Origin of the sequence: Billgrantia aerodenitrificans, assembly GCF_021404405.1 — a bacterium.
GTDB classification, from domain to species: domain Bacteria; phylum Pseudomonadota; class Gammaproteobacteria; order Pseudomonadales; family Halomonadaceae; genus Halomonas; species Halomonas aerodenitrificans.
On record NZ_JABFTV010000007.1, the window covers coordinates 58,162 to 81,924 of the forward strand.

Here is a 23,763-nt window from a genome sequence, read left to right on the forward strand (position 1 = left end):
AAAAAACTTCCCTTGTCACCGCCTTATCTAGCTTCCCGCGGCCCGTCTCTACCAGTTGAGCCAGTCCCTTGTACGCGTGATGCCGGTGTAGGCTAGCTCCCGGGTGAGGATGGGGTTGGGGCGGTAGGAGACGCAACATTACTTGATGCTGCGACCCCCATCGCTTGAGCGCCTACTCGGTGCCCGGGCTGTTCTCCTTTGTCTCAACCTACCCGCGCCGCTGCCACCAACGCATTACTAGCCAGCACAGCATTGCCCAAGCGGCTCCGGCGGTGCACCGGCAAGTACATCCGTCGGCCAATGCTCACCGAGGTAGACACGGCACATGCCCACCAGCAGGTCGAGCAGTATCGCCAGTATCAACAGGTAGGCTTTCAGCCTCAGCGCCGGCTGTACCCGAATGAGCAGGGCAGGTAGGTGACGGCAGACATCATCGAGTGGCCACTGGGGAGGCATCATTACAATTTGCCCAATCCACTCACCCTTACCACCTCCCTCGTCACCGCCTCATCCAGCATCCCACGACCTGTCTCCACCAGGGAGAGCCAGTCCCTCGCCCTGGTGATGCCGGTGTAGACCAGCTCGCGGGTGAGAATGGGGTTGGGGGCGTCGGGGAGCAGCAGGGCGGTGTGGGTGAATTCCGAGCCCTGGGATTTGTGTACCGTCATGGCGAATACGGTTTCCACCGCTTGCAGGCGGCTGGGCAGTACCCACTTGATATCGCCGCTGCCGTCGCTGGCCGGGAAGGCGACGCGTAGCAGGGTGCGGCCGGGCATCTCACTGGCGCTGCGGGCCTCGGGCACGGCGAGGGTGATGCCGATATCGCCGTTCATCAGACCCAGGCCGTAGTCGTTGCGGGTGACGAGCACCGGGCGGCCTTCGAACCAGCCCTGATCCAGCTCCAGGTCGCTGGCCTTGAGCCAGCCGGCGCGGCGCAGCGCGTGGCCGATACGCGGGTTCAGCCCTTCGATTCCCCAAGGGCCTTTTCTCAATGCACACAACAACTGGAAGTGGCCGTGGGCGGCGAGTACCTGGCGGGCCCAGGCGTCGTAGGGCTGGCGCGTTTCGCCTTCGCCGAAGTAGGGCTGTGTGGGGCGTGCTGCCTGCATCACATCCAGGTAGTGGGCGTAGCCACGGGGCGGGGCGATAGGCTCACCACGTCGGTCGTGGCGGCCTTCGCCACTGCTGGTGAATCCAGCCGGGTTGCCGTTTACCACCAGGCGATCCAGCGCCGGGTCGTCGGCGTCCGCCAGGGCGAGGCGGGCGATGTCGGCGTAGCGTGGCTTTCCATCCGTGCCATCAGTGCCGAAGATCTCACGTACGGCGCGCTTCTTTTCCTTCTGTGCCTCTTTCTCGTTCTGATCGGGCCCGAGCGGGAGGTTGACCGCTTCGGCGAGCTGGCCGATGCCGCTCTTGGCATCGAAGCGGTGGCTTACTCGCAGCATGGCGATGGCCTGGTCCAGCGGCTGGCCACCTTCGTCCTGGTAGCGTTCGGGAATCGGCGTGCCGGTCACCCGTTGCAGCCAGTCGCAGGTGGCCGGGGTGTAGTGGCCGCCTTCGGCGCGTTGGCACAGGTCGCCGAGCACTGCGCCGGCCTCCACCGAGGCGAGCTGGTCCTTGTCGCCGAGCAGGATCAGTCGCGCCCTGGGCGGCAGGGCGGTGAGCACGGCGGCCATCATCTCGATATCCACCATCGAGGCTTCGTCGATCACCAGGGCGTCCAGCGCCAGCGGGTTGCCGGCGTGGTGGCGGAAGTGGCGGGTATCCGGTCGCGAGCCCAGCAGGCGGTGCAGGGTAGTCACTTCGGTGGGAATGCTGTCGCGCAGGGTTGAGATATCCACACCCTGTTGGCCCACGGCGGCGGCCAGTTCTACCAGCGAAAGCCCCTGCACCTGCTTGGCGATGGATTCGTTGAGCCGGGCAGCGGCCTTGCCGGTGGGAGCGGCCAGGCGAATGCGCAGCGGGCGCGGGGCGGTGCCGGCGGGTGCGGTTTCGCCCAGGGCCAAGGCCTGCAGCAGGGCGAGCAGCTTGACCACGGTGGTGGTCTTGCCGGTGCCGGGGCCGCCGGTGATCACGGCGAAGGGCGAGCGGCTGGCCAGTGCACAGGCGGCCTGCTGCCAGTCGAGTTCATGCCCCGGGGTGAAGAGTGCCGCCAGCGCCCGGGCCAGGGTGACGGTATCGGCTTCTGCGTCGGTGGTGGCAGTAAGTCGGGTGCCGATCAGGCCGCGAATGTCCTGCTCGTACTGCCAGTAGCGGCGCAGGTAGAGCCGCACGTTGCCGTCGCGCTCGCTGCGCACCAGTGGGGTGTTTCCCGGTGGTTCGTTTCCATCCGCCACCAGGGCGGGGTGGTTCAAGGCGGCGCGCCAGGTGGTGAGTTCCAGCTCGGCCAGCAGGTCGCTTGGCAGCGGCGGTGGGTCGCTCAGGTCGTCGCCTTCCGGTGGCAGCGAGAGCGCCAGATCAGGGGCGGCCAGGGTCTGGGCGAGATCGAGACACACGTGGCCGCGGCCGAGCTGATGGCTGGCGAGAGCAGCGGCGAGCAGCAGCAGGGGCGGGGCGTCGTTCACCTCGCGCTGGAAGAAGCTCGCCAGCGCCCGGTCCAGCGCCCGCAGCCAGCCGCGTTCCACCCAGCGGTCGAGCAGGGCAAACAGCGCCTGGGTGTCGTTCAGGGCGGCCAGTAGCGGTTCCGACTTGGCGCTGACATCGGGGTCATCACCCACGCGGGTTTCTTCTCTTTCGCCGTCGCTAGTGCTTTCGTTCTGGTCGGCGAACAGATCCAGGGTGGCGTCGTCGTGGTGCTTGCTGCGCTTGCTCATGCCGGCGCCTCCGTGGTGGTGCGGGTGCCTGCCGCTCGGGCGTCGCCCTGGAACAGCGCGTCCAGCGCTTCGATCAGCTCCCGTGGGGGGCGCTCGGCGTGTACGCCGCGGCTCTCCGCATTGGCGCCCCTGAGAAACACGGTGAGCGAGCCGCCGATATGCCGGTCGTAATCGTAGCCCGGCAGGCGCGCCTTGAGCAGCCGATGCAGGGCTAGCAGGTATAGCGCGTACTGCAGGTCGTAGCGCTTGGCGGCCACCGCCTGACGCATGGCCTCCTGGCTGTAGGCGCTGTCGTCCGGCCCCAGGTGGTTCGATTTCCAGTCGGCCACGTAGTAGCGCCCTTCGTGCTCGAACACTAGATCGATGAAGCCCTTGAGCATGCCGTTGAGGGTGTCGGTGTCCAGCGCGGGGCGAGGCAGGCCGGCACCTGTGCTGTTCTCAAGGCTGGGGAGTGTGTAAGCACTTACGAGGGCGTCCAGTCGGCGGGTGTCGACCTGGCGCGAGGCGAACCAGAACTCCATCTCCACCTGGTAGCGGCTGAGCGCTTCGAGCCTGAGACTGCCCGCGCCGTTGGGCAGCGGCAGCGGGGCGGCGAGCAGGGTACCGAACCAGGCGTGCAGGGTGTTCAGCCACGGTTGCCAGCCGCGCACCTGGCAGCGGCGGGCGAGGGTGTCCTCGCGCAAGGCGGGGTCGCGGGCCACGCGGGCAAAGCCCTGTTCTCCTGCCCATTCGAGTATGCCATGTAAGAACGTGCCAGGACCTGGCCCTCTGGGAAATCTATGAAGCGAGGGCAGCGGTTCGCTCTGGCCGCTGTCGCGGGGTTCTTCCAACACCTCCAGCGCGGTGGCTTCCATGGCGGTGGCGGGTTCCGGCAGGCTGCCGCTACGCTGCGTTTCGCTGTCATGGGGCTTAACAGGTGAGTCAGTCCTTACTGGGGCGCTGACCGATTCGACGCTGACGATCTCGCCGGAGAGTCGCAGCGCCGAGTAGCTGGCGATCCACCAGTGCTCCCGGGCGGGGCGTGTGGGGGTGCGCGCTTCGCCCAGGGCGTTGTTGCGCTCGGTTTGGCGAACGATCTCGGCGTGGGCCGGCGGCGCCGGGGCGATCTCGATGGCGGCGCAGTCGCCCTTGAGCCGTGCGAGCGCTTCGCTGAATCCGGTTGGGCCGAGCAGGTCGCCATTGGCCAGCAGCTGGCCGACGGCGCTGCCTTCGCCGCCCTTGAGCGGGGCCATGCCGAGCCAGGTGGCGTGGCGGGCGCGGGTAAGCGCCACGTAGAGCTTGCGCAGGTCTTCGCCCAGGCGTTCGCGGTCGACGGTGGCCAAGGTCTCGTCGTCGGCTTCCAGGCTGATGCGCAGGCGGCCCTCGGCGTCGTGCCAGCGCAGCGGCGAGTCGTCCTTCTTCGTGGCGCGGTGGTTGCAGATGAAGGGCAGGAACACCAGCGGGTACTCCAGACCCTTGGACTTGTGGATGGTGATGACCTGCACTAGGTCGGCGTCGCTCTCCAGGCGCAGCTTGTGGGTGTCGCCGTGGCCTTCGGGGTTGGCGATGGCCTCGGCGAGAAAGCGGATCAGTGCGTGTTCGCCGTCGAGTTCCTGGCTGGCGTGCTGGAGCAATTCCCCTAGATGTAAGAGGTCGGTAAGTACTCTCTCACCGTCGCTGGCAGGCCCCCAGGCGAGCAGCCGCTGCGCCACGTCGAAGTCGTGGATGATCTTGCGCACCAGCGGCAACACGCCCTGGCGTTGCCACAACCGATGGTAGTCGCGGAACTGCAGCACGCGGCCTTCCCAGGCCAGTTCGTCTTCGTTCAACTTATCCAGCGTGGCGATATCGAGACCCAGCACCGAGGTGGCCAGGGCGGTACGCAGCAGCCGATCGTCGTCGGGCGCCGCACAGGCGCGCAGCCAGGCGTCTAGCTGAGGGGCGACCGGCGAGGCGAACACCTTGTCCTTGTCCGAGAGGTAGACGCTCTTCACCCCGCGCCGGGCCAACGCCTGGCGAATCGAGCGAGCCTCGCCCAGGCCATTGACCAGCACTGCCATATCGGAAGGCTTGAGTGGCTTGAGCGTTCCCTCTTCTTGAAACCCGGTGCGGCCGTTTAGCCCCTCGTTGAGCAGCTCCACCATGGTGGAGGCGCAGCGCTCGGCCATCTCCTGCTGGTAGGCGGTCTTGGAGAGCGGCTCATCGCACTCGAGTTGCCACAGGGTCATGGCCGGTAGCGCCTGGCCCTGGCGGGTGAGTGAGTCCTTGCGTCCTTTCGCTCCCACAGGCAGAAACGGGACCGGGTTCCCCTCGGGGGAATTGAACAGGAAGGCGCCGGGCGGGTGCGCTTCGGCGAATTCGAAGCAGCGGTTCACCGCCTCGACCATCTCGCGGCTGGAGCGGAAGTTGGTGCCCAGGGTGACGTGGCGGCCTTGAGTGTCGCGACGGGCGCGCAGGTAGGTGTAGATGTCGGCGCCGCGGAAGGCGTAGATCGCCTGCTTGGGGTCGCCGATCAAAAACACACCGCACTCCGGGCGGTTCTCTCGGATACGGTACACGCAGTCGAAGATGCGGTACTGCACCGGGTCGGTGTCCTGGAACTCGTCGACCAGGGCGACCGGGAACTGGCGGCGGATCTGTGCGCCCAGCGCCTCGCAATTGGGGCCGGTGAGCGCCCTGTCGAGATGGGTGAGCAGCTCGTTGGGGCCCATCTCGGCACGGCGCTCCTGCTCGCGGTCGAGTCGCGCCCGGCACCAGTGCACGGCGTGGGTGAGAAGATCGGCGTAGGGATCGGGCAGGGCGTTGAGTTCGCCCTGGAGTTTTTCCAGCGCTGCCAGGGCCGGATGATTCGGCGGCTCGCCCTTGAGCCAGATATCGGCCATGCCCTGGGGCGTGAGGCGCTTCCAGGCGGCGTCGGTCAGGCCGGGCCAGGTGGCCTCCCCTTGGCACCATTCTCGCAGGGCGCCGAGCCAGTTGGCGCGGCTCCTGGCGTTGAAGCTCTGACCCTTGAAGGCCTTTTGCTGGGCGGCCTCTTCGAACAGCGCCTCGCACTCGTCCAGCCACTGGGGCCAGGGGGCCTTGAGCTGGGCCAGGCGCTCGGCGGTCTCGCGGCTGGCATTGGCGATGGTCTCGGCCGGTGGCGGGGCGTTCTTGTTCAATGCCGCAGCTTCGGGCATCAGGCCGCGAACGGCGGCGTGAAGCTGTTCGGGGGTGCTCCAGTGGCGCACCACGGTGGCCAGCTCGTCGACGCTGAGCGGGTAGTAGAAGCTGCGCCAGTAGTCGCGCACCACCTCGAGCTCCAGCTCGGTCTGGTCATTTTCCAAGTTGAGCGAGAACAGGCTGCCGCTGTCGAAGGCATGCTCGCGCAGCATGCGGTAGCACCAGCTGTGGATGGTGGAGACGGCGGCTTCGTCCATCCATTCGGCGGCGAGCTGTAGGCGCCGGGCGCAGGCGGGCCAGGTGGCGGGATCGTATTGGTCGCGGAGGGCGAGGAGCAGTGGATCTGGTGGTTGCAGGCCTTCGCGTGCAGCTCCCTGCGGAGGCGCTGTGAACCCATCCCTGGGCGCTACATTTGACATCCCTGTCAAATGATCTCCGCTAGGAGCTGCCCCCGAGGCCTCTGCAAGGTTCAGGTTCGACTCATGCCCTTCTAGAAAGACATTGGCGGCTTCAACAAGCCGTGTGCGAATCCGCTCGCGCAGCTCCTGGGTGGCGGCGTTGGTGAAGGTGACGACAAGTATCTCGGGTGGCGTGAGCGGGCGCTCGAAGGCGTCGTCGTCGGCCTCCGAGCGGGCGCCGAGCACCAGGCGCACGTAGAGCAGGGCGATGGTAAAGGTCTTGCCCGTGCCCGCGCTGGCTTCGATCAGGCGGCTGCCGTGAAGCGGAAACGACAATGGATCTAACTGCGTGACCTCGCTCATGCCTGGCTCCCCGATGTCTTCTTCCCGCTCTGTTTCTTGTCACCCTCTTTCTTGTCCCCTTTCACCGCCAGATGTACCGGGGCGAGCAGCCGCTCGGTGAGTTCGGCGAAGCCGAGTCTGTCCTGGCGGGCTTCATAGAGCGTGGTGAAGCTGGGCCAGCGGTGGGCGAGGTAGGCGTTACGGCCCGCCTCGCCGGCGTTGAAGTCGTCGCCGTTGTAGGTGCTGGCGGCGGCGCGCCAGGCGTCGCTGTCGCGCTCGGTGTCAGGTGTTCCCAACTTGCTCAGCCAGACGAAGGCGGTGTCGCAGGCCAGCGGCAGCGGCATCTGCATGCCGGCCTGCCAGGTGCGGACGATCTCGCGCAGGTGGCCGCGGGCGGCTTCCGGGTCGAGGGGCGGCAGGGTGACGTGGCCGGCCTTGGAGAGCAGCAGGGTGGTCATGGGCCGGTCGTTCAGGTGGCCGGCCAGGTGGGCGACCCAGTGGCGCAGGATGTGCGACCAGCGGTATTTGCCTCGCCCTTTTCCCTGGCTGACCAGGCTGCTGCTGGCGAGCACCAGGCGGCAGCGCTCGCCCGATTCACTCTCACGTAGCTCGTCGAGCCAGTCTTCCAACGGCGGGGCGCCGGGCACGCTGAGCTGCACCGGCTCGGGCTCGCCCAGAGCGCGGGGCCAGGCTTCCAGGGCTTCTTCGTAGGCCTCGAACAGCGCTTCCATCGGCTCGCTGAGCTGTTCGCGCATGCGGTCGCCGAAGGCGCCCATGGCGAGCACGCCTTGGCCCTGCAGGCGGTCGAGGGTGTCGAGCAGCACGGGCAGGCGCTCGCGGCCTTCGTCCACGGCGCGGCGCTGTTCGCGGATCAGCAGGTCCTGCAGCTGCCAGTTGGCGAGGCCGTCCAGGGCGAAGGGTTCGTGGTCGAGGCTGACGATGTCCTCGCGTTCCAGAAACACCTTGAGCCGGGTGGTGAAGAAGGCGCGGGCCGGGTCGCGCAGGAAGTTGCCGAGCTGGGCCAGTGTAAGAGGAGCTTCTTGTGTGAACTCCTCGAGCTCGAGGGGCGCTGTTTCCGACTTCGCTTCACCATGCACCTCTCGCCACTCGTGGGCGAAGGTGAACAGCCGCCGGGCCGAAACGCTGCGCTCGGCCTGCTGTGCCTCGCTGGGGAAGTAGGTGCGGCTGAACGGCTGCAGCGGGTGCTCGGTGGTGAGGGCGGCGAGCAGGTCGCTGCCATCGCTTGTGCGCCAGCCGGCCTGTAGATGATCGCGCAGCTGGCCGACCAGCACCGAGGGTGGCTTTTCGCTGTTGTCGACGATGCTGCGGCCCACCCAGCTCACGTAGAGCTGCTCTCGGGCGGAGAGCAGCGCTTCCAGGAACAGGTAGCGGTCGTCCTCGCGGCGGGAGCGGTCGCCGGGGCGGTAGTCGCCGTTCATCAGGTCGAAGTCCATCGGCGGGTGGCTGCGCGGGTAGTCGCCGTCGTTCATGCCCAGCAGGCACACTCGCTTGAAGGGAATGGCGCGCATCGGCATCAGGGTGGCGAAGTTCACCGCGCCGGCCAGGAAGCGCTGCGACAGGCTCGGCTCGTCGATCTGAGCCAGCCAGTGCTCGCGCACTACCGAGAGCGGCAGGTCGCGGGTCAGCCCGGCCTCTTCGGCGCTCTCCTGCCATTCCTGTAGCGTTTGTTCGAGCTGGGCCAGTATCAGGCTGTCTTCCGGCGCCTCGGCGAGAAAGCTCGCTTCCAGCAGGGTGCGCAGGCGAGCGACCCAGCCGGCCACGTCGGTGGGCTCGCGCAGGCGGCGCCACTGCTGTTCCAACGTTTCCAGCAGCGCGGCCAGCGGGCCGGCCAGCGCCGCTTCCAGTCCGCCGATGTCGTCGAAGGGTTCGATGCCCTGCCACGGGCCGCTGGCGGCCTCGCCCACGGCGTAGCCCAGCAGCAGCCGGCGCAGGCCGAAGGCCCAGGTGTTCTGCTCCATGCCGGCGGGCAGGTCGAGGCTGCCGCGCTGGCCGGCGTCGAGCCCCCAGCGGATGCCGGCGCCCTCGATCCAGCGGCGCAGGGTGGGCACGTCCTGCTCGTCGATGCCGAAGCGGGCGCGCAGGGCGGGCACGTCGAGCAGGTCGAGCAGGTCGCTCACCGAGAGGCGCAGCTCCGGCAGGCGCAGCAGTTTTTCCAGCGCGATCAGCAGCGGCAGGCGGTGGCGGCTGCCCTGGTCGGAGAGGGTGAAGGGGATGTAGCGCGGGTCGTCGCGCTCGATCTGGCCAAAGACCGCCTGAACATGCGGAGCGTAGTGGTCGATATCCGGCACCATCACGATCACATCGCGGGGCTTGAGGTTCGGGTCGGCGCTGAAGGCGGCGAGCAGCTGGTCTTGCAGGATCTCCACTTCGCGCTGGGGGCTGTGGGCGGCGTGGAAGACGACGGAGTCGTCGCGGGCCGGGTCCACCGCCGGCCAGGTCTCGCGGGTCTCGTGCAGCGGGCGCAGCTCGCGAATGTCGTCCTGCAACTGCTGCAGCAGCCGGCCGTCGCCTTCGCGCACGAAGGGCTCGAACAGGTCGATGCGCAGCGAGTCGGCCTTGAATAGCGCCTCGTACTGCTGGGCGTCGTCGTGCTCGTCGAGCAGGCGCAGGTAGTCGCGGCCCTGCTTGCCCCAGGCGGCCAGCAGCGGTTGGGCGTGCAGGTGCAGGCTTTCCGCTCCGTCACCACTGGCATCTCCAACGCCGAGTACGTCGAGCTGGGCCGGCATGCCCTGCTTGCGTCGCTGGCGGAAACGCTGAGCCCGGAGCAGATCCTTGTGTTCGATGATGTCGGCCCAGTAGTGCTGGCAGGGGTTGTGCACGCACAGCACCACCTGGCAGCAGCGGGCGATGGCGGCCAGCGCTTCCAGCGCCTGCTGCGGCAGCGAGGAAATGCCGAACACCATCACCCGCCGCGGCAGGCCGGGGGGGCATTCGCCACCGTGAAGCTCGCGAGCGGCGGCGAGAAAGCGCCGGTGCACCATGGCGCGACTGGAGGCCACGCCGTCGTCGCCTACGTCTTCGGCAACGCTGTTCACCACGGCCCGCCACAGAGCCGGCTGCCAGCGCTGGGTGTCGTCGATAGGGCGCGCTTCGCCGCGGGCGGAGATCAGCACGTCCTCGCCGCGGGCCCAGGCCTCGAGCCAGTCGGCGCGGTACACCTGGTACTGGTCGAACAGATCGGCCAGACGCTCGGCGAGCTGGTGATGCTTGCGCAGGTCGCTGTCGCCTTCGAGGAAGCGGCGCAGCGGGGCGAATTCGTCGCGCGGCATCAGTTCCGGCAGCAGGCGCAACAGCCGCCACAGCAGGCGCGACTTGTCGAAGGGCGAGGTGGCCGGCACCGCGTTGGCATCGCCTTCCACATGGTTGAGCACCGCACGGTAGGCCTGCCACAGGAAGCGCGCCGGCAGGGTGACGTCCAGCGCGGCGGCGATGCCGCTGCCGCCGTCGGCCTCGTCGGCGGCCAGCGCCAGCTTCATCCACTGGCCGATGCCGTTGCTCTGCACCAGGATCGTCTCGTTTTCCAGCGGCGCAAGCGGGTGGCGCTTCATCCACTCCACCGCCACGCCGCGCAGGTCCTCCAGGCGATTGCCGTGAACGACCATGAAGCCTGGAGTGAGGGGCGTAGCGGCGAACGGCATGGCGGTGACTTCCTGCGAGGGCAAGGCCTCATGGTGCCGCAAATCAGTAGGCGGTGAAATGCGCAGGTGCATGGCAATTCGCATGCGCGACTCGGTCGAACGCAGCGGCCTCGTCCAGCAGCCAATCGATAAATCGTGCCACCGCAGGTGGTGCCTCGCCGCTAGGGGGCGTCAGCAGGTCGTAGCTCAGCGGGGAGGTGAGGACATGGCGCTCGCCGAAGGGGCGTACGAGGACGCCGCTTTCGAGACGGTCCATGGCGATAGGGTGGTTGGCCAGCATGATGCCCCGCCCGGCGATGGCTTGGTCCATGGCCAGACTGAACAGCGAGTAGCGGCGCTGTGGCGGTGCAACCCTGTCGCCAACCCCCGCGGCATCGAGCCATGTCTGCCAGCTGGGAAAGCTGATCCCCTGTTGTGACTCCCAGGCCACGTCCAGCAGGGCGTGATCGGCCAGATCAGCCGGCTCTAGGGGGCGGTCGTACTGCGCCAGTAGAGACGGAGCGCAGACCGGAAACAGCTCATCGTCGAATAGGCGGTAGCTTTTTGCCTCCGGCCAGGGACCGCGGCCATAGCGAATCGCCAGGCGGGCGCCCGCCCCCTGCCAAGCAGGGGTGGTGAGCGATTGACTGGCATCCAGAGAAATATCGAGACCGCCAAGCGTGGCGTCGAACTTCGCCAAGCGGGGCAATAGCCACAGCTGCATGAAGGATGGCGGCGCGCTGAGTGTCAGCATGGGCGCTTGGTGGGCGCGCTCGCGTGCGGCCGTGACCCCGGCGGCAATGCGCTCGAGGCCGCTATCGATATCTTTTGCCAGTTGCCGTCCGGCCGGGTTCAAGTGCACACCATTGGCGTGGCGGGCGAAGAGGCTGATGCCGAGGCGCTCTTCGAGCTGCTTGATCTGCCGGCTGACCGCGCCTGGGGTGACGTTCAAGCGGCTGGCGGCGCTCTTGAAACTCTCCGCTCGCGCCGCCTCGGCGAAGGCTCGCAAGGCGTTCAGGGGCAGGCGTTCGATCTTCATAGAGTGAGTTTTCCTGATCCTAGACCATCACGTTAATCGGTTGGGGGCTCCTATGGCAAATGCTCAACTGAGCACTAATTGCTATCGAGGAAGTGCTATGCAAGAAACCAAGATGTTGAGTAATCCTGTGGCTGGTGAGCGCCCCGCAGCAATGCGCTGCCACCTGGATCTGCAGGCCAGTATGCTTATGGTCGTGTTCTGCCTGGCGCTGGGATTTCAGCAGGTGGCGATCAAGATAGTGGCGACGGATATCTCGCCGCTGGCGCAGGTTGCCCTACGCTCCTCTCTCGCTGCGCTGCTGGTGGCGGTCCTGGTGCATTGGCAAGGTATTCGGCTGGCCGATATGCGTGCCCACTGGCTCCCCGGCCTGTTGGTGGGTTTGGGGTTTAGCGCCGAGTTCACCTTCGTGGCGTGGGGGCTTAACTACACCCTGGCATCGCATATGTCGGTATTTCTCTATACGGCGCCGGTGTTCGCTGCTCTGGGACTGCATTGGCTTGTGCCGGGTGAGCAGTTGACGCGGCGGCAGTGGGTAGGCATCGGGCTGGCCTTTGGCGGGATGGTCTTTGCCATGGCGCCCGACACTGAGATCGAGCATGCCGCCGATATCCTCCGAGGCGATATTCTGGGGCTGTTGGCCGGCCTCAGTTGGGCCGCGACCACTTTGGTGATACGCCGTTCTTCCCTCGCTGAGGTGCCACCGCTGCAGACGCTCTACTACCAGCTGGCCGTCGCAGGGCTCCTCTTGCTGCCTGCGGCCGCTTTGCTTGGCGATCTGGGCCGCATCCAGCTAACCGGCGCCGTGGCTGCCAGCCTGGCCTTCCAGACGCTGGGCATCTCGCTAGCTGCACTGCTGCTCTGGTTCGCGTTGCTCAAGCGCTACTTCGCTTCGCAGTTGGGCGTCTTTTCACTGCTGGCGCCGATATTCGGTGTGCTGTTTGGCGCTCTGCTGCTCGGTGAGCCGCTGACGATCAATTTCCTGATGGGCGGCGCAGCGCTTATGGTGGGGCTATTGATCGTTACCCGCTGATGAATCAGATCAGACCGAGCGGCACCTCTCCCACCTCGTGGGCCAGCAGTTAACTGCTGGCGGCCAAAGCCGCTCTTGCAGCGCAGCTGTTCGGCGATCTCGGCATAGCAGCGAGTCTCGCCGAAGGGAATGGTAGCCAGCGCGGTCAGCGCACACGGTCGGGGAGCAGCGCCCTCGCTGGCGATGAACGTGATGTTGGTAAGCCCATCGCGTGATTGGCATGGCGCTTCAATGGCGCTTGTTTTGATAATGCGTCTCGTTTGTTTCATGATGTGTCGCTAACGATGTCATCGCAAAGTGACGCTGCCTGCCCTATGCCCACCTCACCACGCTCGCTGCTAAAGATGTTCCTCGGAGAACGACCGCGGCTGGTCCAACGGATCAGACGTATCGTCGACAACGAGGCCGAAGCCGAAGACTTGGCGCAGGAAACTTTCGTCAAGCTGTGGCATCGCCAGCCCAAAGACGATGACTCTGTAGGCCTGCTCTACCGTACCGCGCACAACTTGGCGCTCGATCATCTGCGCGCCCAGAAGGTACGCCAACGTCATCAAGAGACTGCTCAGGCAGAAGAGCAGGATAACGCTCACCCCAGCCCCGAGAGGGTCGCGGCTACGCTCGAACGCTGGGGCAATCTGGTGGCTGAACTGGATGCATTGCCTGAGCGCACGCGCCGTATCTTTCTGCTCAATCGCGTCGAAGGCGAAACCTACGCCGCTATTGCCAAGCAGTTGGGAGTTTCAATCAGCACCGTGGAGAAAGAGATGATGCGAGCGATGCGGGCATGCCGCCAGTGGCAACGTCGGCAGGAAGAAGAGTGAGGGAATCTGGCTGCTGAGTCGTTATTGGAGAAGACAACCACAATTGCCGAAACAACGATGATCGTGCGATGAGGAGATGTACCAAGGTGGCGTTACCTTCCCAGGAAGCGCTCGATGATGAAGCCATTCAATGGTTTCTACGCCTGCGAGACCTCTCTGCCAGCGAGGCGGATCGGCATGCCTTCGAGGCATGGTTGGCGCAGAGCGAGCGACATGAAGAGGCCTATGCAGAGGCGGAGCAGCTATGGCAAGCGGTGGAAGCGCCGGCCAGGTTGCTCGCCGAGCGCGAAGCGAGTGCCCGCCCGGCCTCGTCGCACCAATCCTGGCCGTGGGCGGCGGCAGCATGCCTGCTGCTGACGCTACTGTTCGGCTTCGGTGCCTGGCGCGATCCCGGTCTGTTCGACAGGTGGATGGCTGACCTGGCCACTGCCCCAGGGCATACACAGCAGGTGGTGCTGGAAGATGGCACCCGGCTCTTTCTCGATGCCGATAGTGCCGTGGATATCGTGATGACGGCTGGCGGGCGTCAGTTGAGACTGCGCCGTGGTCGCCTCTGGTTGGATGTGGCCAGCGAACCGGCACGCCCTTTTACGGTATTGGCCGGCGAGGCGAAAGCCGAGGTGGTGGGCACGCGCTTTGCCGTAGAGCGATTTGCCGACGACGTTCGCGTCTCCGTGGAGGAAGGACGTGTGGCGGTCTCTCGTGGTCAGCGTGACGAAGGCACTGAGCGAGTGGTGCTGGGCGCCAATCAGGAGGTCCAGCTTCACCGCGGATCGCTGCATGGCGAGCCCAGCGAGATCGATGCCAGAGGCCGCCTGGCTTGGGCCCGGGGCCAACTGCTGTTCGACCAGATCGCGCTCGGCGAGGTCGCCTTGCAGCTCGAGCGTATGCTGCCAGGCCGAGTGGTCGTCAGTGGCGATGGGGCAACATCACATCGGCTTTCCGGCAGCTTCCCTGCCAATGATCCCGACGCCATTCTCGATGCCCTGGAAACCAGCCTGGGGATAACCGTCAGGCGTCTGCCAGGCATTACCTGGCTGGCGTCGCCAGCGCACGCTACCCAGCAAACTGTCCCTTCCCTATGACGAGGCCCTCATGGAAACCGTAACCCCGCCAGAGCAGACCACCGTTCAGCCACTCAGCAAGCGCCTCAAGCATGCCACCCGAGAGCAGCATGAGCGGGTTGATCACGCGATCATGACGCTGCGCCCTTTTGACGACCTGGAAGGCTATGCGCGCTTCTTGCGGGTGCAATACGGCTTTCAACAGCGCTGCCTGCCCGTCTATCGCCATCCACAGCTGGCCGACTGGATCTCCGACTTGACCCTGCGCTGTCGATACGCCGCAGTGGTACGCGACTGCCATGATTTGAACGTCGACGCCGAACGTCAGGCACAGGCCAAGCCGTTGGCAGCGCCGACAAGTGAGGCGGCGCCTTATCTGCTGGGTTGGCTGTATGTGAACGAGGGCTCCAATCTGGGGGCGGCCTTTCTGTTCAAGCGAGCCGCCGAGCTGGGGCTATCTGCCAGCTACGGAGCGCGCCACTTGGCGCCCAGCGACGACGGCCGTGGCCTACATTGGCGAAACTTTACGCAACAGTTGGATGCGATACCGCTGCCTGAGACCGGCATCGTGCAGGCGATCGCCGGTGCCAAGGAAGCCTTCGCCTGCGTCGAAGCGCTAGCGCGCCCGCTGGTTCGTTGAGGTGTCAATCGCCAAGGGCGAATCGAGGTAACGATGTGCCTAGCGCCGGGTAGCCAGTCCCGCCGCGCATAGAGGATTGAGCAGCTCTGCGGACAGCGGCGGCGCGCAGACTCTCGCCGGGCTCGACCTTGCCACCGGGAACGGACCATAAGCCCGCTTCAGGCGGGTTCAGGCGTTTTACCATCAGGATGGCGCCATCTTCGCGCCGAATGACGGTACAAGCGGCTTGTATGGTTTTCACTGCACTGGCCCTCTTTCGAGGCTTGAGCCCCCGTGCTCATAGCCTGCCACTCTAGCGTAACGCTCACACGCTCTCTGCAACATCGCGATTGCAATCGATTTTAGCCGAATCATTGAGGAACTCCTCAGCCTCGAACGTTTGTTGAATGAGAAGCAAAATCATTCAATAAATCTGGTGCAGAGGGACGTCATATGCAGCATGAACAGCGTGAGAGGCTACCCGGCGTGGGGAAAGGTCTCTATCGCAAGGTCGCGGAGGGGGCTGGCATCGTCGTGATGCTGACGATTTTCGTGATACTCGTCGGGCTGCGCGAGGCTCATGGGCAGACGGGAGGAAGCCGTGATACGACGGGGCAGGGCGATGACCAGACGCTCGCCCAGCAGCGTTACCGCTTCGATCTGCCCGAGCAGTCGTTGCTCTATTCGCTGGGTGAATTCACCGCCATTACCAACATCTCGGTACTGCGCCCGGACGACCGGGCCATCGGTGGCGTGGCGCCGGCGCTGCAGGGCGAGATGACCGCCGACGAGGCCTTGCGTGCTCTGCTGATGGGAAGCGGTTTGGCCGTTGAGTATCGTAATGCGCGTACTGCCGAACTCGTCGAGCCGCGGCCCGCCACCATGACCACCGTGGGCGACCAGGTCATGTTCAGCACCCTGACGGTTACCGCTGGCCGTCTGGGCGACGACTGGGTCTACCACGAACCGCGCTCGGTGAGTGTGATCCCCCGCGAGCGTATCGACCGCCTGCCGCCGCGCCACGCTGCCGATATGCTGCTGGAGACGCCGGGTGTCTACAGCGCAGTCAACACCCAGGACCCCGCGCTGTCGGTCAACATTCGCGGCATGCAGGACTTCGGCCGTGTCAACACCATGATCGACGGCATGCGCCAGAACTTCAACGAGAACGCCCACCAGCAGCGCAACGGCAACCTCTACGTGGACTCCGAGCTGCTCAGCGAGGTGGTGGTTGCCAAGGGGCCCACCTCCGACGTGCATGGTGCCGGCGCCATTGCTGGTAGCGCCAACTTCAGAACGCTGGACTATGACGACATCATCATGGATGGCAATGACGCCGGCGTGCGTCTGAGGGCCAATACCGGCCTGGGCGGTGAGGGTAACGGGGTCAATTTCATCGGTAGTTTGGCAGCGGCCGGTCGTTTTGGTGACAACCGTTTGGAATTGTTGGGAGCACGGAGCCGGCGCAGCCTGGGCGAGTACTCACCGGGGCGGCGAGGAGAAAGTTTCGATTGGCTGATGGTCGGGGTGCAGGACGGGTTCGAGGGTCGCGATAGCGAGCAGGTCGTCGACCGCGTCAAGTTCACCGATCAGACCCAGGAGTCCAACCTGTTCAAGGCGCGCCTGAACCTGACGCCAAACCAGGCGCTGCAGTTCACCTATCTGGATACCGAGATTTCCTACAACAACGTCTCCGATCGAAGGGTCACCAATCCCAGCGATGGCAGTGTACGGGAGGGCGACGAGGCGTGGCTGCAGTATGGCGATGCCCAGGCGTCCTCGCACTCCATCGGCCTGGACTATACCTTCAACCCCGGGTCCGACTGGATAGACTTGGCGGCCAGGGTCTACCGCGTTTCCACCGAAAACGAGCGCTATACCCGGGAAGGAAGGCCGGTAATCACCGACGGTATCAACATGACCGAGGAGGCATGGCGTACCGGGCGATGCGACCAGGTTCCCTTTCCGGACAACTGGCAGAGGGAGTGTGAAGCCGGGCTGGGTTCCAACGCAGTAACCAACATCACGACTCATGGCCTGACGCTGGAAAATACCGCGCGCTTTGCGTTGGGGGGCGTCGATGGCTTTCGCTTCAACCACGGCATCGAGTACTTTCAGGATCGCGGCGATTCCAATACCGAGTACGATCATCACGGCAGCGCCGTCAATACGGCTGTAAGCACCTTGCAGCCCAATGGACGTCGCAGTATCGCCAGTGCTTTCGGCAACCTGGTTTGGGAGAATGAGACCTACACCTTGGGTGGCGGCTTGCGCTATGACTACTACCGACTAAAGGGCGATACCCGCGTGCCGGGGGTGGAATGGAATTATATTACGCGGCAAGAGCAGTTTGATGCTCGTTTCTCACCCGAAGAGCAACAGATGCTGCGGGATATGGGTTGGTATGACTACTACTACAATTTGAACTGGATTGCCCCAAAGTGGGAGGCTGAGTATGCCTATTACGAATATGAAGTTAACAATCGCGAGGATAATCTGCTTCCCACCTTACAGGCAGCATACCGACCTACCGATTGGTTGGAACTCTTTGCTGGCTGGGGTGAATCCTGGCGGCCACCGGCACTGACAGAGTCGCTGATGGAGGGCAGCCACCCCAGCGATCCCTTCGCCGTGATGTTCCCCAACCCTTATGCAGAACCCGAAACCTCACGTAGCTGGGAGGTGGGCTTCAATACCGTCTTCCAGAATCTTCTGCTTGATAACGATCGTCTGCTGAGCAAAGTGGCTTATTACGATACCGAGGTGGACAACTACCTGATCACGAGCATGGTAAATATCATGCCGGGGAGAGTGGGGGGGTTGGGGCGTACCATGTTCGTCAACAACCAGGTGCCGATGAAATTCCGCGGTATCGAACTTGAGCTCGACTATGACGCCCGGCGTTGGTACACCCGCCTCAACTACACCCATGTACTTGGGGGCGATCAGAATTTCTGTCAATACGCGCGCCCTTTGGGCAGCCATTACCCTCGCTACGATATGCCGGATGAAGACGGGAATTTCTCGGAAGAGCATCAATGGGCTATCGACAATGGCTACGACTCCTATGAGGACTATCTGGACCAGCAGGTAATCTGTGCTGCGGGGGGAGCGGCCGCACAATTTGGTATGAATAGCGCGCGTAACGTACCGATGGATCGTGGGAGCTGGGTGCTGGGCATGCGTTTGTTCGATGAGAGGCTGGATATGGGAACGCGCCTCAACTATAGCGCCGAAGGCAAGCCGGAGGATTTCGAGTATGCCATCTGGCCGAGCTATACCACCTGGGACCTGTATGCCAGCTACCGCATCAATCAGAACGTGTTACTGCGCGCCTCGGTGGAGAACCTGCGCGATCAAAACTATGTGACTGGCTATTCGGATATCTTCTCTCGCACCTATGCGCCGGGGCGTACGGCGATGGCGGGGGTGGAACTGCAGTTCTGAGACCATGATGGGAAATCCTGTCACGGTCGAAGGATCATGCCGCCGTATCGCGGTATGGAAGACGAGGCATGCGACGCCATGCCCAACGGAGCTCGGCGGATGGGCCGCCGAGCCCCATTGACCAAGCAAGGAAAATGGAGAGTGAAACATGTCTATTTCCTATGTATACGATGAAAGTAACTTCCCGCCCGTATTTCCGCCTCCCACCACCTTGGAGGAGCTGCTTGTCGGCTTCGAGGACTTCGGTGTTCCTGGCGAGCACCCGGATAATACCGGGGGGTTCTATACGAGCGGCAATCCTTCTGGTCTCTCCGGTGATACCTACGCATTTTCGATTGACGGAGGGGCGTTCGCCTTTTCGGCGGTGGGGAATCTGGCATATGACTTCTCCAGCCACACTCTCCACGGAACTCTCGAGGGGTTGACCTTGGGCGGTGGCCTCAATAGTGATGGCACGGTGTCCAATGACTTCATCACCTTCACCTTCGATGACCCGCTGGTGGGCAGTCTCTCCGAGGGACGCGAGAACGTGGTTCACGACATCATCTGGGGCCTGATGAACGGCTCGGTCCAGGGGGCCGACGACAGTGCCGGTACCGGTACGCAGGGTGGTCTGCTGGCGGTCCTGGACGATGCAGGACTTCTGGATGACCCGATTCCGGCGCCGACCACCGGCGTGGCCGAGACCAGCGACTTCGATCTGGCCCTGGCCGCCTGAGCCTAGCCGACCTGACCCAATAAAAAAGGCAAGGGGTTCCCCTTGCCGCAACGTATCAACACCGCGCCAAGGGCCTTGTGCCCGGGGCGCGGTGCCTTGGCATTGTCGCCAGCAGTGGCGCGATGTCAAGCATGACCACCGTGACCCTGCGATGAGCGGAACAGATACATGAGCGGGCCCCGACGGGGGCGCGCCGAGTTTCCACGACGCTTATTTAGGGGCAGGCCACCATGAAACCTTCGCGCGGCGAGCCGCGTAACGAGATACGCCAGGCGCTGGGTGCCTATCGCGGCGGCTTTCGCAGCGTTGGCATCTATAGCGCCGTGATCAATCTGCTGATGCTGGTGCCACCGCTCTACATGCTGCAGGTCTACGACCGGGTGCTGGCCTCGGGCAACACCACCACGCTACTGCTGCTGACGCTGATGGCGCTGGGCCTGCTGGCGCTGATGGGGGCGCTGGAGTACGTGCGCAGCCTGGTGGTGATCCAGATCGGCGAGCGGATGGACGAGCGCCTCGGCGAGCGGGCCTATACGGCAGCCTTCGAGCGTGGCCTGGCCGGCCGGGGTGCCCAGGCGGGCCAGGCCACCCGGGATCTCGACTCGCTGCGTCAGTTCATCACCGGCAACGCCATCTTTGCCTTCTTCGATGCCCCCTGGTTTCCCCTCTATCTATTGGTGATGTTCCTGTTCCACCCCTGGATCGGCTGCCTGGCACTGGCGGGCGCGGTGCTACTGGTCGGCCTGGCGTGGCTCAACGAGCGGCTCTCCCAGCCGCCGCTGCGTGAAGCGGGCGGCCTGTCGGTGCAGGCCGCCAGTACCGCCGAGGCGCAATTGCGCCATGCCGAGGCCATCGAAGCCATGGGCATGCTGAGTGCGCTGTCGCGGCGTTGGGCGCGGCTGCATGGCGGCTTCGTCGCCCTGCAGGGGCTGGCCAGCGAGCGCACGGCGCTGATCACTGCGGTATCGAAGAGCCTGCGCGTGGCACTGCAGTCGCTGGTGCTGGGCTTGGGCGCCTGGCTGGCGGTGAGCGGCGCCATCAGCCCGGGCACCATGATTGCGGGATCGATCCTGATGGGACGCGTGCTGGGCCCCATCGACCAGGTGATCAACGCCTGGCGGCAGTGGAGCACCACGCGCCTGGCACATCAGCGTCTGGCGGTGCTGCTGGAGGCGCATCCTGCCCGCGCAACGGGCATGGCGCTACCTGCGCCGCGGGGCGAGGTGGCGGTAGAGGCCGTTAGCGCGATGCCGCCAGGAGGGCGCAAACCGACCCTGGTGCAGATCGACGTTCGCCTGGCGCCGGGCGATGCGCTGGGGGTGGTGGGTCCCTCCGGTTCCGGCAAGTCGACCCTGGCGCGACTGCTGGTGGGCGTATGGCGGCCCCAGGTGGGCACGGTACGGCTGGATGGCGCCGCCATCCAGCACTGGGACAAGGCCCAGTTAGGGCCGCACATCGGCTACCTGCCCCAAGAGGTGGAGCTGTTTGCCGGCAGCGTGGCGGAGAATATTGCGCGCTTCGCCGAGCCGGATTCCGAAAAAGTGATTGGTGCCGCCAAGGCGGCTGGGGTGCATGAGCTGATCCTGTCGCTGCCCCAGGGCTACGACACGCCGCTGGGCGATGGCGGCGTGGGGCTCTCCGGCGGCCAGCGGCAACGCATCGGCCTTGCCCGGGCGCTCTACGGCCCGCCATCGCTGGTGGTGCTCGACGAGCCCAATGCCAACCTCGACGAAGCCGGTGAGAAGGCGTTGATGGCAGCCCTGCAGTGGCTGCGTGAGCGCAACGTGACGGTGGTGCTGATCACTCATCGGCCTCAGGTGCTGAAGGCCACCACCCACCTGCTGGCGCTGAAGGAAGGCCGGCAGGCGACGTTCGGCTCGACTCAGGAGGTACTGCAGGCGGGGGCAGCACGTCAGGCCGCTTCTAGCGGTGCCACTTTGATGGCGCACAGCCCCTACCAGATGGAGCGCAGCGCATGATGCCACCTACCGATGCGGCACGTGGCGTCGAGCCCGGCCCTGCATTCTCTTCCACCTCGCGGGACACGCCGGACTGGCAAGCGATGGCGCAGCGGCGGAGGCGTCCGCGCCGTCTGGGCGGCTGGCTGTTGCTGACGGGCTTCGTGAGCTTCGTGGTGTGGGCGGCTTTGGCGCCGCTGGATAACGGCGTGGCGGTCCCTGCCACCGTGGTGGTTTCGGGCAACCGCCAGGCGGTGGAGCATCCCAGCGGAGGCATTGTCGAGCGGCTGTGGGTGCGTGAGGGCGACCGCGTCACCCAGGGCCAAGTGTTGGTCAGCCTGGATGCCACCCGCCATGCCAGTGAGGTGGACGTACTGAGCGGCCAATACAGCGCCACCCTGGCGGAGATCGCCCGCCTCGAGGCGGAGCGTGACGGTCTCGTTAGCATCGAATTCCCCGCCGAGCTGACCGCGCAGGCAGACCCCGAATTGCTGACCGTGCTGGCGCTGCACCGCCAACTGTTCGAGAGCCGTCAGGCCTCGCTCGCCTCGGAGCTGGCGGGGCTGGACGCCAGTCTGGCAGGCCAGCGCGCCCAGGCTAGCGGGCTAGAAGCATCGCTGACGCAGAAGCGCCTGCGGCTGGCGCTGCTGGGCGAGCAGCGCGATAACCTGCGCGGCCTGGCGGAAGAGGGCTACATTCCGCGCAACCGGCTACTGGAGATCGAGAGCCAGTACGCCCAACTGCAGGGAGAGCTGGTCGCCGACCGCGGCACCCTGGAGCAGACAGAGCGTCAGATCGACGAACTCAGCCTGCGCATGACCCAGCGCCGCGAGGAGTATCAGCGCGACGTGCGCGAAGCCTTGACCCAGGCACGCTCGCGCATGCGTGAGCTGGCCGGCCGCCTGACCTCGGCGGAGTTCGAACTGGCGCATACCCAACTGCGCGCCCCGACGGCAGGCATCGTGGTGGGGTTGGCCCAGCACACCGAAGGCGGCGTGGTGGCGCCCGGCGGCCGCCTGATGGAGATCGTCCCCGAGCACGAGCCGCTGCTGGTGGAGGGCCAATTACCGGTCGAGCATATCGACCGGGTGCACGCTGGGCTGTCGGTGGAGCTTGCCTTCACCGCCTTCGAGCGCAGCACCACACCTAGGGTGCCTGGCAAGGTGGCCCAGGTTTCCGCCGACCGCTTGGTCGATGAGCGCAGTGGCGAGCCTTACTACCGCGTTCAGGTAGAAGTGGCGGCGCAAGCCCTGGAGGGACTGGGCAGTGACGTGCTGCGTGCCGGGATGCCGGTGGAAGCCTTCGTGCGCACCGGCGAGCGTACGCTGCTCAACTACCTGTTCAAGCCGCTGCTGGATCGTGCTCGCACCGCCTGGGGGGATGCCTGATGGATAAGCTGGTTAGCCGCGTGTTTGCCGCCTGGCTGCTGGTGGCTGGGAGCGGACTGCTGGCCCTGCCCGCCATGGCGCTGGATTTCCACCAGGCCTACGAGCTGGCGCTGCAGCACGACCCGACCTGGCAAGCGGCCCGCAGCGAGAGCTCCGCGGGCAGCCATGAGCGGGCGCTGGGGCGTGCCGCGCTGATGCCCAATCTGAGCTACCGCTATACCCGCATGCGCAACGACGCTGAGATTCGTCAGGACACTCCCTTGGGTACGACCCGGCAGGACCTGGAATACACCAGCTTCTCTTCTGGTTTCACCCTTACCCAGCCGCTGTTCGATGCAGCGGCATTCGCCCAGTACCGCGAGGGTAAGGCACGCGCCGAGGCCGCCGGCCTGACCCTGGAGCGGGCGCGCCAGGCGCTAGCGGTACGGGTGCTGCAGGCTTATACCGAAGCCCTCTATGCCGAGGAGGAGGTGGGGCTGATGCGCGCCCATGGCAGAGCCTTGGAAGAGGAGGCTGAACGCAGCCGACGCTTCGTGGCAGGCGGCGAGGGCACTCGCACCGACCAGATGGAGATCGAGGCGCAGCGGCGGCTTCTGGCGGCACAGCTGATCGAGGCCGAGGACCGTTGGCAGGATGCCCGTAACGCCCTGGCGATGTTGATCGGCCACCTGCCAGCCGCGGCGCTGGTGCCGTTGAGCGATGCCGCGCATATGCAAGAGCCCGACTTCCTGTCGCTTGAAGAGTGGCGCGAGCTGGCCGTGGCCCATAACCCTGAGCTTGCCGCCCAGCGCAGCCTGCTCGAAGCCACCCGGCAGCAGCGAAACCAGCAGCGCGCCGGACATTTGCCCAGCGTGCGGCTGGTGGCGCGCAGCCAGATCACCGACTCCAACGCCGAGAATCAGGTGGGGCAGCGCTACGACACCGACAGCATCGGCGTGGAAGTTCAGGTTCCGCTATTCGCTGGAGGGCGCGTGCGCGCCGCTAGCCGTCAGGCCAGCGACACCCTGGAGCAGGCTCGTTTCGAGCTTGACGGCGCCATGGCCAAACTGCTCAACGACGTCGAGCGCCAGTACCGCATGACCCTGAGCAGCCAGCGGCGCATCGAGGCCTACCGCGACTCCGTGCTCGCCGCCGAAGCGCGGCTCGATGCCACCCGGCGCAGCATCCTCGGCGGCGAGCGCACCAACCTCGATGCCCTCAATGCCGAACAGCAGCACGTCGAAGCCCAGCGCGACCTGGCCCGCGCCCGCTACGACTATCTGCTCGCCTGGCTGTCGCTGCGCTGGCAGGCGGGAGTACTCGATAAGGGCGATATCGAACGGGTGGCGGGGGCTTTCGGTGCAGGTTAGC

Annotated in this window: 15 protein-coding genes; 9 read left to right on the forward strand and 6 right to left on the reverse strand. The window is 65.3% G+C overall.

Annotated features, from left to right (window positions below):
• Positions 1 to 237 precede the first annotated feature (237 nt).
• From HOP59_RS14050 to HOP59_RS14070, 5 genes are read right to left on the reverse strand one after another with little or no spacing between them, the layout of a single operon-like run.
• Complete coding sequence (locus tag HOP59_RS14050) at positions 238 to 459, reverse strand: phosphatase PAP2 family protein (protein ID WP_234254358.1); 222 nt, start codon at positions 457 to 459, stop codon at positions 238 to 240.
• Positions 459 to 2,813, reverse strand: a complete 2,355-nt coding sequence (recD, locus tag HOP59_RS14055) for an exodeoxyribonuclease V subunit alpha (protein ID WP_234254359.1) — start codon at positions 2,811 to 2,813, stop codon at positions 459 to 461. Before recD ends, HOP59_RS14050 begins: the two co-directional genes overlap by 1 nt.
• On the reverse strand, positions 2,810 to 6,712 hold the full coding sequence (gene recB / locus HOP59_RS14060; RefSeq protein WP_234254360.1) for an exodeoxyribonuclease V subunit beta: 3,903 nt from the start codon (positions 6,710 to 6,712) through the stop codon (positions 2,810 to 2,812). The genes recD and recB overlap by 4 nt, the downstream gene beginning before the upstream one ends.
• Entirely contained in the window at positions 6,709 to 10,350 is a 3,642-nt protein-coding gene (recC, locus tag HOP59_RS14065; RefSeq protein ID WP_234254361.1) for an exodeoxyribonuclease V subunit gamma, read from the reverse strand. The genes recB and recC overlap by 4 nt, the downstream gene beginning before the upstream one ends.
• A gap of 43 nt (positions 10,351 to 10,393) precedes the next feature.
• Positions 10,394 to 11,368, reverse strand: a complete 975-nt coding sequence (locus HOP59_RS14070; protein ID WP_234254362.1) for a LysR substrate-binding domain-containing protein — start codon at positions 11,366 to 11,368, stop codon at positions 10,394 to 10,396.
• A gap of 97 nt (positions 11,369 to 11,465) precedes the next feature.
• Between HOP59_RS14070 and HOP59_RS14075 the strand changes: the two genes are divergently transcribed.
• From HOP59_RS14075 to HOP59_RS14090, 4 genes are all read left to right on the forward strand, one after another.
• On the forward strand, positions 11,466 to 12,398 hold the full coding sequence (locus tag HOP59_RS14075) for a DMT family transporter (protein ID WP_234254363.1): 933 nt from the start codon (positions 11,466 to 11,468) through the stop codon (positions 12,396 to 12,398).
• 284 nt (positions 12,399 to 12,682) lie between these two features.
• Positions 12,683 to 13,219: an RNA polymerase sigma factor gene (locus HOP59_RS14080; protein WP_234254364.1), complete on the forward strand. Its 537-nt coding sequence runs from the start codon at positions 12,683 to 12,685 to the stop codon at positions 13,217 to 13,219.
• A gap of 86 nt (positions 13,220 to 13,305) precedes the next feature.
• On the forward strand, positions 13,306 to 14,304 hold the full coding sequence (locus HOP59_RS14085) for a FecR family protein (protein ID WP_234254365.1): 999 nt from the start codon (positions 13,306 to 13,308) through the stop codon (positions 14,302 to 14,304).
• A 10-nt stretch (positions 14,305 to 14,314) separates the two neighbouring features.
• Positions 14,315 to 14,923, forward strand: a complete 609-nt coding sequence (locus HOP59_RS14090) for a biliverdin-producing heme oxygenase (protein WP_234254366.1) — start codon at positions 14,315 to 14,317, stop codon at positions 14,921 to 14,923.
• Positions 14,924 to 14,927: 4 nt separating this feature from the next.
• Here HOP59_RS14090 and HOP59_RS23695 read toward each other — a convergent pair whose 3' ends face one another.
• Positions 14,928 to 15,164 carry an NUDIX domain-containing protein gene (locus tag HOP59_RS23695; RefSeq protein ID WP_422676533.1) on the reverse strand — a complete coding sequence of 79 codons (237 nt, stop codon included), beginning with the start codon at positions 15,162 to 15,164 and terminating at the stop codon, positions 14,928 to 14,930.
• Positions 15,165 to 15,355: 191 nt separating this feature from the next.
• On the opposite strand from HOP59_RS23695, the gene HOP59_RS14100 reads away from it, so the two are divergent.
• From HOP59_RS14100 to HOP59_RS14120, 5 genes are all read left to right on the forward strand, one after another.
• Positions 15,356 to 18,349, forward strand: a complete 2,994-nt coding sequence (locus HOP59_RS14100; RefSeq protein ID WP_234254367.1) for a TonB-dependent receptor — start codon at positions 15,356 to 15,358, stop codon at positions 18,347 to 18,349.
• A 148-nt stretch (positions 18,350 to 18,497) separates the two neighbouring features.
• Complete coding sequence (locus HOP59_RS14105) at positions 18,498 to 19,067, forward strand: heme acquisition protein HasA (protein ID WP_234254368.1); 570 nt, start codon at positions 18,498 to 18,500, stop codon at positions 19,065 to 19,067.
• A gap of 230 nt (positions 19,068 to 19,297) precedes the next feature.
• Positions 19,298 to 21,046, forward strand: coding sequence for a type I secretion system permease/ATPase (locus tag HOP59_RS14110; protein ID WP_234254369.1), 1,749 nt, complete (start codon positions 19,298 to 19,300; stop codon positions 21,044 to 21,046).
• Positions 21,043 to 22,413 (forward strand): HlyD family type I secretion periplasmic adaptor subunit, encoded by a 1,371-nt coding sequence (locus HOP59_RS14115; protein WP_234254370.1) that lies wholly within the window; start codon positions 21,043 to 21,045, stop codon positions 22,411 to 22,413. The genes HOP59_RS14110 and HOP59_RS14115 overlap by 4 nt, the downstream gene beginning before the upstream one ends.
• Entirely contained in the window at positions 22,413 to 23,762 is a 1,350-nt protein-coding gene (locus HOP59_RS14120; RefSeq protein ID WP_234254371.1) for a TolC family outer membrane protein, read from the forward strand. Before HOP59_RS14115 ends, HOP59_RS14120 begins: the two co-directional genes overlap by 1 nt.
• Position 23,763 lies beyond the last annotated feature (1 nt).

What these genes read in the sequence shown, in the direction of transcription:
- HOP59_RS14050 (WP_234254358.1), bottom strand. Translation starts at nt 459, where the DNA reads ATGATGCCTCCCCAGTGGCCACTCGATGATGTCTGCCGTCACCTACCT.
- recD (WP_234254359.1), bottom strand. Translation starts at nt 2,813, where the DNA reads ATGAGCAAGCGCAGCAAGCACCACGACGACGCCACCCTGGATCTGTTC.
- recB (WP_234254360.1), bottom strand. Translation starts at nt 6,712, where the DNA reads ATGAGCGAGGTCACGCAGTTAGATCCATTGTCGTTTCCGCTTCACGGC.
- recC (WP_234254361.1), bottom strand. Translation starts at nt 10,350, where the DNA reads ATGCCGTTCGCCGCTACGCCCCTCACTCCAGGCTTCATGGTCGTTCAC.
- HOP59_RS14070 (WP_234254362.1), bottom strand. Translation starts at nt 11,368, where the DNA reads ATGAAGATCGAACGCCTGCCCCTGAACGCCTTGCGAGCCTTCGCCGAG.
- HOP59_RS14075 (WP_234254363.1), top strand. Translation starts at nt 11,466, where the DNA reads ATGCAAGAAACCAAGATGTTGAGTAATCCTGTGGCTGGTGAGCGCCCC.
- HOP59_RS14080 (WP_234254364.1), top strand. Translation starts at nt 12,683, where the DNA reads ATGTCATCGCAAAGTGACGCTGCCTGCCCTATGCCCACCTCACCACGC.
- HOP59_RS14090 (WP_234254366.1), top strand. Translation starts at nt 14,315, where the DNA reads ATGGAAACCGTAACCCCGCCAGAGCAGACCACCGTTCAGCCACTCAGC.
- HOP59_RS14100 (WP_234254367.1), top strand. Translation starts at nt 15,356, where the DNA reads ATGCAGCATGAACAGCGTGAGAGGCTACCCGGCGTGGGGAAAGGTCTC.
- HOP59_RS14105 (WP_234254368.1), top strand. Translation starts at nt 18,498, where the DNA reads ATGTCTATTTCCTATGTATACGATGAAAGTAACTTCCCGCCCGTATTT.
- HOP59_RS14110 (WP_234254369.1), top strand. Translation starts at nt 19,298, where the DNA reads ATGAAACCTTCGCGCGGCGAGCCGCGTAACGAGATACGCCAGGCGCTG.
- HOP59_RS14115 (WP_234254370.1), top strand. Translation starts at nt 21,043, where the DNA reads ATGATGCCACCTACCGATGCGGCACGTGGCGTCGAGCCCGGCCCTGCA.
- HOP59_RS14120 (WP_234254371.1), top strand. Translation starts at nt 22,413, where the DNA reads ATGGATAAGCTGGTTAGCCGCGTGTTTGCCGCCTGGCTGCTGGTGGCT.